5 protein-coding genes are annotated in these 8,404 nt (G+C 70.0%); 3 read left to right on the top strand and 2 right to left on the bottom strand.

Annotated elements, in window-relative coordinates; all coding sequences use genetic code 11:
- The 3 genes from VGF12_RS10120 to VGF12_RS10110 all read left to right on the top strand — a co-directional run.
- The coding region (locus VGF12_RS10120) for a glycosyl hydrolase family 8 (protein WP_331175909.1) at nucleotides 1-3,477 on the top strand (3,477 nt) is incomplete at its 5' end.
- 122 nt (nucleotides 3,478-3,599) lie between these two features.
- Complete coding sequence (locus VGF12_RS10115) at nucleotides 3,600-5,303, top strand: methyl-accepting chemotaxis protein (RefSeq protein WP_331175908.1); 1,704 nt, start codon at nucleotides 3,600-3,602, stop codon at nucleotides 5,301-5,303.
- 93 nt (nucleotides 5,304-5,396) lie between these two features.
- A complete protein-coding gene (locus VGF12_RS10110) occupies nucleotides 5,397-5,720 on the top strand; it encodes a plasmid stabilization protein (protein ID WP_331175907.1) in 324 nt (107 codons plus the stop codon).
- A gap of 18 nt (nucleotides 5,721-5,738) precedes the next feature.
- Here VGF12_RS10110 and xylB read toward each other — a convergent pair whose 3' ends face one another.
- Together xylB and xylA are read right to left on the bottom strand one after the other, a co-directional pair.
- Nucleotides 5,739-7,202, bottom strand: coding sequence for a xylulokinase (gene xylB / locus VGF12_RS10105; protein WP_331175906.1), 1,464 nt, complete (start codon nucleotides 7,200-7,202; stop codon nucleotides 5,739-5,741).
- 3 nt (nucleotides 7,203-7,205) lie between these two features.
- On the bottom strand, nucleotides 7,206-8,404 hold a 1,199-nt coding region (gene xylA / locus VGF12_RS10100), incomplete at its 5' end, for a xylose isomerase (protein WP_331175905.1).

Raw genomic sequence — 8,404 nt, 5'->3', positions numbered from 1 at the left:
GCGCGCGGCGAAGTGGTCGTCATCGCCCAGCTGGGCCGCAGCGCCGTGCTGGACGACCTGGTCGCACGCCGCAAGCTCACGCTCGATGGCCTCCAGGGCCAGTGGGAGGGCTATGTCCAGGCCGTCGTCGAACAGCCCTGGCCCGGCGTGGCGCGTGCGTTGGTCATCGCCGGCGCGGATCGGCGCGGCGCCGTCTTCGGCACCTATGACCTCTCCGCGCGCATCGGCGTCAGTCCCTGGGCCTGGTGGGCCGACGTGCCGGTGCGCCAGCAGGCCAACGTCTACCTCGCCGCTGGCGCGCGACGCGACCAGCCCGAGGTGAAGTACCGCGGCATCTTCATCAACGACGAAGCGCCGGCGCTCAGCACCTGGGCGCAGGCCAAGTTCGGCGGCACCAACGCGGCCTTCTACGCCCATGTCTTCGAGCTGATCCTGCGCCTGCGCGGCAACTACCTGTGGCCGGCCATGTGGCAGCCGCGCGCCTTCGGCGCCGACGATCCGAAGAACATGGTCCTGGCCGACGAGATGGGCGTCGTCATGGGCACCTCGCACCACGAGCCCATGATGCGCGCCCACGACGAATGGACGCGCGCCAAGGGCGGCGCCTGGGACTACGCGAAGAACGCCGACAAGCTGCGCGAGTTCTGGCGGGGTGGCGTTCAGCGCATGATGGGGCGTGCCGACGGCGGCGCCTTCGACAGCCTCGTCACCATCGGCATGCGCGGCGACGGCGACGAGCCCATGAGTGAGGGCACGGCCATCAGCCTGCTGGAGGGCATCGTCAAGGACCAGCGCCAGATCCTGGCTGACGTGACCCGCCAGCCCGCCGAGAAGACGCCCCAGATGTGGGCCCTGTACAAGGAGGTGCAGGACTACCACGACAAGGGCATGCAGGTGCCCGACGACGTGCTGCTGCTGTTCTGTGATGACAACTGGGGCCAGGTGCGCCGACTGCCCACGGGCGATCTCAAGCGCAAGGGCGGCTACGGCGTCTATTACCACTTCGACTACGTGGGCGGGCCGCGCAACTACAAGTGGCTGAACACCAACCAGATCGAGAAGACCTGGCAGCAGATGAACCTCGCGCACGAGCGAGGCGCCGATGCGCTGTGGATCGTCAACGTGGGCGACATCAAGCCCATGGAATTCCCCATCCACTTCTTCCTCGACATGGCCTGGTCGCCCAAGTCGATGACGCCCGGGGCGCTGGCGGCCTACCCGAAAGACTGGGCGGCAAAGACGTTCGGCGCGGTCCACGCGGCGGAGATCGGCGAGCTGGTTACGCGCTACAGCCAGTACGCGGCGCGGCGAAAGCCCGAGCTGATCGATCCAACCAGCTTCGCCCTCGGCGGCGCCTCCGCCGACGTGCTGGATGGCGGCGATTTCGGCCGCCGTGTGGCCGAGTGGGATGTGCTGGAGGCGCGGGTCGCCCAGGTCAGGCAGGCCCTGGCACCGAACCAGCTCGATGCCTACTTCCAGCTCGTCGAGCACCCGGTGCGGGCCATGGCCAACCTCTACCGCCTGCACTACGCAGCGGCCTGGAACCAGCGGCTGGCCAAGGCCGGCGACGCCCGGGCCAACGTGTTTGCCGACCGAGCCGAGGCCGCGTTCGCGCGAGATCAGGCCATCGCCGACCAGTACCACGCACTGAACGGCGGCAAATGGGCCGGCATGATGCTGCAGACCCACATCGGCTACACCGGCTGGCAGCAGCCGGACCACAACATCATGCCGACCGTGCTGCGCGTGCCCGGCAACGCGGATGCGGCCGAGGTGCAGCGCCAACTGGCGCGGGGCGCGGCGATCGCTGCCGAGGGCATCAGCATCGAGGCGCCGCGCTTCAGCCGTGCCGTCGACGGCCAGGGTCTGGCGTGGACCGCCATCCCCAACCTCGGACCCGGCCTCGGCGCCGTGACGACGCTGCCGCAAGGGCGTGCGCCGACGACGCTGGCCGACGGGGTGCGCCTGGAGTACGACGTCGATCTGCGGCAAGGCGGCGACATGCGGCTGAGCCTGCACATGGTGCCCACGCTGGACACGCGCAACGCGGGGGGCATCCGCCTGGCCGTGGCCATGGACGACCAGGCGGCGCAGGAGCTGCGGCTCAACCTCGCGCCCACGCCCGGCCCGGAGCTGAGCCGCGAGGAGCGGGACTGGGCCCGGGCCGTCAAGGACAACGACTTCGTGCTGCATGCCGTCTTCAAGGGCCTGCAGCCGGGCCGCCACGTCATCCGCATCTGGCGCCTGGACGACAACGCCGTGCTGCACCGGCTCGTGCTGGCGCCGCAGGCTGCTGCCACGGCCGCACCGCGCGGGGCGGCGATCACGGGACGCTACCGCAACCTGCTGCGCGAGATCCGTCCCGACATCAGCGAGGCCGACATCGACGCCAAGCTGGCCGGCTACTGGGCCTCGCTGTTCGAAGGCGGCGCGACGCAGCGCGTCGTCTACCCCGCGGCGGCCACGCCCGACGGCCCGGCCGCCTATGTGCTGGACGTGGGCAACGCCGACGTGCGCAGCGAAGGCATGTCCTACGGGATGATGATCGCCGTGCAGATGGGCCGCAAGGCCGAGTTCGACGCGCTGTGGAACTGGGCTGCCACCCACATGCGCTACCGCACCGGGCCGCGCGCCGGCTATTTCCGCTGGCAGTGCCAGCCCAGGGGCTGCGACAAGGACGCCGTGCCGGCCTCGGACGGCGAGGAGTACTTCGCCACGGCCCTGCTGATGGCCGCTGGCCGCTGGGGCAACGGGCAAGGCCTCTACGACTACAACGCCCAGGCCCAGGCCCTGCTCGGCACCATGCTGCACAAGGAGGCGATGAACGGCGGCATCGTCGACGGCGTGCGGGCCATGTTCTCCCCGGACCGTCGCCAGGTCGTGTTCGTGCCCATCGGCGAAGCCGCGGATTTCAGCGACCCGTCCTACCACCTGCCGGCCTTCTACGAAATCTGGGCCCGTCGTGCCGAGCACCCCGGGGATCGCCGACGCTGGGCCGAAATCGCCGACATCAGCCGAGCCTACTTCTCCGTCGCCGCGCATCCCCGCACGGGTCTGACGCCCGACTACGCTGAGTTCGACGGCCGCCCGCGCGTGCACGAGGGTCACGAGGACTTCCGCTACGACGCTTTCCGCACCGCGGTGAACTGGAGCGTGGACCAGGCCTGGTGGGGCCGTAACCCCGACGCCGCCGGCCTGAGTCACCGGTTGCTGACGTTCTTCGCCGCCCAGGGCCAGGGCGGCAAGCCCTATCCCCACCTCTACACGCTGGAGGGCCGGCCGCTCAATGACGAGCCTTCCCAGGGCCTGATCGCCAGCAATGCCGTTGCCGCGCTGCTGGTCGACCAGGCATTGGGTGAACGCTTCGTCAACGACCTCTGGGCGCTGCAGCCGCCGTCCGGCCAATGGCGCTACTACGACGGTCTGCTGCAGTTCATGGCCCTGCTGCATGTGACGGGGCGCTTCAAGGCCTGGTGAGCGGCGCGCCTGTGTGCAAGGGCTTTGGCCGGGGCGCGGCCCACAGCTTGTTGCGCCGCACAATCCCTTTGACAGCGCGACCCAGCCCTGCCTAAAGTTGCCGCTCCAAACGGGAGCGTGCGATGGACTGGTTGAAGCAAGTCAGGATCGGCCCGCGTCTGGGACTGGCCTTCGGCCTGATGCTGTGTCTGCTGGCCGCGGTGGCGCTGCTCGGGCGGGCCAGCCTGGCTCAGGTGGCCGCAGGCCTGCAGACCGTCTACGAGGATCGCACCGTGCCGCTGGCCCAGCTGGGCGACATCAGCCGGCTGACCATCCGCAACCGTTTCCTGCTCGCGGAGATGATGCTCAAGCCCGAGCCTGACGTGATCGAGAAGCGGTCGCAGGAGCTGGGCGCCAACATCAAGTCCATCGACGAGCTGCTTCAGCAGTACCTGGCCACCAAGCTGACGCCCGAGGAAAAGCAACTCGCCGACCGCTTCGTCGCGGCCCGCACCAGCTATGCCCAGCAAGGCCTGGCGCCGGCGCGAGCCGCCCTGCTCAAGGGCGATCTGCAAGCCGCGCGCGCTCTCTACGAGGGCAAGGTCGCCGAGATGGCGCCCCAGGTCGCAGACACGCTGGATGAGCTCCAGCGCCTGCAGGTGCGCGTGGCCAAGCAGGAGTTCGACGCGGCGCAGGCCACCCGGCGCAGCGCGGAATGGATCACCCTGGCGGCCGCGGTGTTTGCGATCGTCACGGGCGCCGTGCTCGCGTGGCTGATCACGCGCTCCATCACCCAGCCGGTCGCGGCGGCCGTGCAGCTCGCCGAGGCGGTCTCCGTCGGTGACCTGCGCCAAAGCGTCGTTGCGCAGGGGCGCGACGAAGTGGCGCAGCTGCTGCGCGCTCTGGGCACGATGAACGACAACCTGGTCAGGATCGTCAGCCAGGTCCGCCACAGCTCGGACTCCATCGCCACCGGCTCGTCCGAGATCGCCACGGGCAATGCCGACCTGTCGCAACGCACGGAGGAGCAGGCGTCCAACCTCCAGCAGACCGCGGCTTCGATGGAGGAGATGAGTGCGACGGTGAGGCAGAACGCGGACATCGCGCGCACGGCCACTCAGCTCGCCACCAGTGCCAGCGGCGTGGCCTCCAAGGGCGGCGAGGTGGTGGGCCGGGTCGTCAGCACCATGGACGAGATCACGACCAGCTCTCGCCGGATCGTCGACATCATCGGCACGATCGACGGCATCGCCTTCCAGACCAACATCCTGGCGCTGAATGCCGCCGTGGAGGCGGCGCGCGCCGGCGAGCAGGGGCGGGGCTTCGCCGTCGTGGCCGGCGAGGTGCGGGTGTTGGCGCAGCGTTCTGCCGAAGCCGCCAAGGAGATCAAGTCCTTGATCAGCCAGAGCGTGGCGAGGGTGGATGCAGGTTCGCAGCTGGTGGCGGAGGCCGGCAACACCATGGGCGAGATCGTCGCCCACGTGCGCCGCGTTGCCGACCTGATCGGCGAGATCGACGCGGCCAGCGGCGAGCAGGCCAAGGGCATCACGCAGGTCAGCGAGGCCGTCAACCAGTTGGACCAGGTCACGCAGCAGAACGCGGCCCTGGTCGAGGAATCGGCGGCGGCCGCCGAGAGCTTGAAGCACCAGGCCGCGCGGCTGGCGGAAGTGGTCGACCAGTTCAAGCTGGACGCACAGGCGCAGCCGCAGCCGCAGCCGCCGACGGCCGTGCGCGCTGCGCCGGCCCAGCGCCCCGGGGCGCCACGTCCGGCCCAGGCCACTGCGCCGCTCGTCAAGGCCCGCTCCGCCATGGCGGGCGACGACACCGGCCGCTGGGAAGACTTCTGAGACGCCTCAACGGGATGTAAGCGGCACGACGTCCTACAACCCGGGCCCGGCCGCGGGCGCAGGGTGGACAGCTCTCAACGTCAGGAGCGCACCATGCCCCGAGGTGACAAGTCGTCCTACACGGACAAGCAAAAACGCCAGGCCCGGCACATCGAGGAAGGCTACGAGCACCGCGGCGTGCCGCAGGACGAGGCCGAGCGTCGCGCCTGGGCCACCGTCAACAAGGAGACCGGTGGCGGCAAGAAGTCGGGCTCGGGCCCTGGGCAGCCGGAGAACCACGAGCCCTCACGCAAGGGCGGACGCCTGGGCGGCCAGGCTGCGGCCGGCCGGACCGCCGCGCAGCGCTCGGCGTCGGCCCGCAAGGGTGCCGAGACACGCAAGCGCAACGCCGAGGCCCGTGCCCGCGCGCATCACTGAGGACGCGCGGGGGCGGGCTCAGGCGAACTCGCTGCGCAGCACGCCGTACAGCCGCTGGAAGCGTTCGAAGCGCGGCTGCAGTTCCGTGGCCAGCGCGGCAGCGGGTTCTGCCACGCGGGCGATCTCGGGCGTGCGGCAGACGTCGTCCACCGTGCCGCCACAGGCCAGCCAGGCCAGGCGCGCCGCCCCCAGCGCGCCGCCGGCTTCGGCGCCGACGCCGTTGACGAGGCTCACGTTCAGCAGCGAGGCGAGCAGCCGGGCCCACCACACGCTGCGCGCGCCGCCGCCGACGAGCCACAGCGACTGCGCCGTGCCACCGCCGGCCTGGAGCGCCTGCCAGCCGTCGAGCAGGCCGAAGCCCACGCCTTCCAGCACCGCATAGCCCAGGGCTGCGGCGTCATGCTCGTGCGTGAGGCCGAAGAACACGCCCTGCGCATTGGCGTTGTTGTGCGGCGTGCGTTCACCGCTCAGGTAGGGCAGGAAGATCGGCGCGTGTTCGCGCTGGGCCGGCGTGAGCCGGGCGACCTTGGCGATCAGCTCGGCCTCGCCGGGCTCGCCCAGCAACTGCGTGACCCAGCACAGTGCACTGGCCGCACTGAGCATCACGCTCATCTGGTGCCAGGTGTCGGGCAGTGCATGGCAGAAGGCGTGCACCGCCCGCGCCGGGTTGGGGCTGAAGGCCGGGTTGCACAGGAAGATGACGCCCGAGGTGCCCAGCGACAGAAAGCCCTGACCGGGCCTGACGACGCCCATGCCGACCGCGCTGGCCGCGTTGTCACCGCCTCCGCCGGCGATGGGGATGCCGGCCTTCATGCCCCAGCGCGCGGCCAGCTCGGGCTTCAGGCTGGCGCTGGGTTCGCTGCCTTCGACCAGGCGCGGCATGTGGCGCTCGTTCAGCCCCGTCAGCGCCAGCGCCTCGGGAGACCAGCGGCGCCGGGCCACGTCGAGCCACAGCGTGCCGGCGGCGTCGCTCATCTCGCTGACGCATTCACCGCTGAGCTGCAGGCGCAGCCAGTCCTTGGGCAGCAGCACCTGGGCCACGCGGGCAAAGAGCTCGGGCTCGTGCTGGCGCATCCACGCCAGCTTGGGGGCCGTGAAGCCCGGCATCGCTAGGTTGCCCGTGATGGCCGGCAGCTCGGGGCAGGCGGCCATCATCTCGGCGCATTGCGCGGCGCTGCGGCCATCGTTCCACAGGATGGCCGGCCGCAACACGCGGCCGGCCTCGTCCAGCGTGACCGCGCCATGCATCTGCCCCGACAAGCCGATGCCGCGCACACGGGCCAGGGCCGCGGCATGGCTCTGGCCGAGCCTGGCCATGCCTTCATCGAGGGCGGCCCACCAGGCCTCGGGATCCTGCTCGCTCCACAGCGGCCGAGGCCGCTGCACGGTGAGCGCGACGCCGGCGGTCGCGACGATCTGGTGCTGCTCGTTGAGCAGCAGCAGCTTCAGCTCGGACGTGCCGAGGTCGATGCCGAGGAACATGGATCAGACGAAGTTGTTGACGATGTTCTCCAGGCGCTCCTGGCGGCCGGAACGCGGCTGGGGCGAGAGGCCCTGGCTGTGCACGAGGGACGCGAGGTCGTCCAGGCTGGCGCCGCCTTGGATCTTCTGGCCCAGCTCGCCGTTCCAGCCGGCATAGCGCTCGCTGACGACCTTCTCCAGCTGACCGCTCTCGTAGAGCGCGGCGGCGGACAGGAAGGCGCGGGCCATGGTGTCCATGCCGCCGATGTGGCCCTCGAGCTGGTCGATGGGATCGATGGACTGGCGGCGCACCTTGGCGTCGAAGTTGGTGCCACCCGTGGTGTAGCCGCCGTGGCGGATCATCTCCAGCATCGCCGGCACCAGGGCCGCGTGGTTGTTGGGGAACTGGTCGGTGTCCCAGCCCAGCTGCTCGTCGCCGCGGTTGGCGTCCAGCGAGCCGAAGATGCCCAGCGCGCAGGCGGTCGCCACTTCATGCTCGAAGCTGTGGCCGGCCAGCGTGGCATGGTTGACCTCGATGTTGACCTTGACCTCCTTCTCCAGGCCATAGGTCTTGAGGAAGCCGTAGACCGTGGCGCTGTCGTAGTCGTACTGGTGCTTGGTGGGCTCCTGGGGCTTGGGCTCGATGAGGATGGTGCCCTTGAACCCGATCTTGTGCTTGTGCTCGACGACGCTGCTCAGGAAGCGGCCGTACTGGGCGAGCTCGCGCTTGAGGTCGGTGTTCAGCAGGGTTTCGTAGCCTTCGCGGCCCCCCCACAGCACGTAGTTGGCGCCCCCCAGGCGGTGCGTCCACTCCAGCACATGCTTGACCTGCGCGGCGGCATAGGCATAGACCTCGGGGTCGGGGTTGGTGGCCGCGCCGCTCATGAAGCGGCCGTTGGAGAACAGGTTGGCCGTGCCCCACAGCAGGTCGACCTTGCCGTCCTGCATCTTCTTTGCGGCGGCTTCGAGCAGGCCGTCGAGGATGCGGTTGGACTCGGTGAGGTTGGCGCCTTCCGGGGCGACGTCGCGGTCGTGAAAGCACCAGTAAGGCAGGCCCAGCTTGCCGAAGAAGTCGAAGGCGGCGTCCAGCTTCAGGTGGGCGGCCTTGATGGGGTCGGTCTCGGCGAACCAGGGACGCTGGAACACGGTGTTGCCCAGGCCGAAGACGTCCTCGCCCTTCCAGCAGAAGTTGTGCCAGTAGCAGACGGCCGGACGCAGGTGCT

Source organism: Roseateles sp., from assembly GCF_036404855.1.
Taxonomy (GTDB): domain Bacteria; phylum Pseudomonadota; class Gammaproteobacteria; order Burkholderiales; family Burkholderiaceae_C; genus Pelomonas.
Note: the sequence above shows the minus strand (reverse complement) of the source record. Positions and strands in the feature narration are given on the sequence as shown.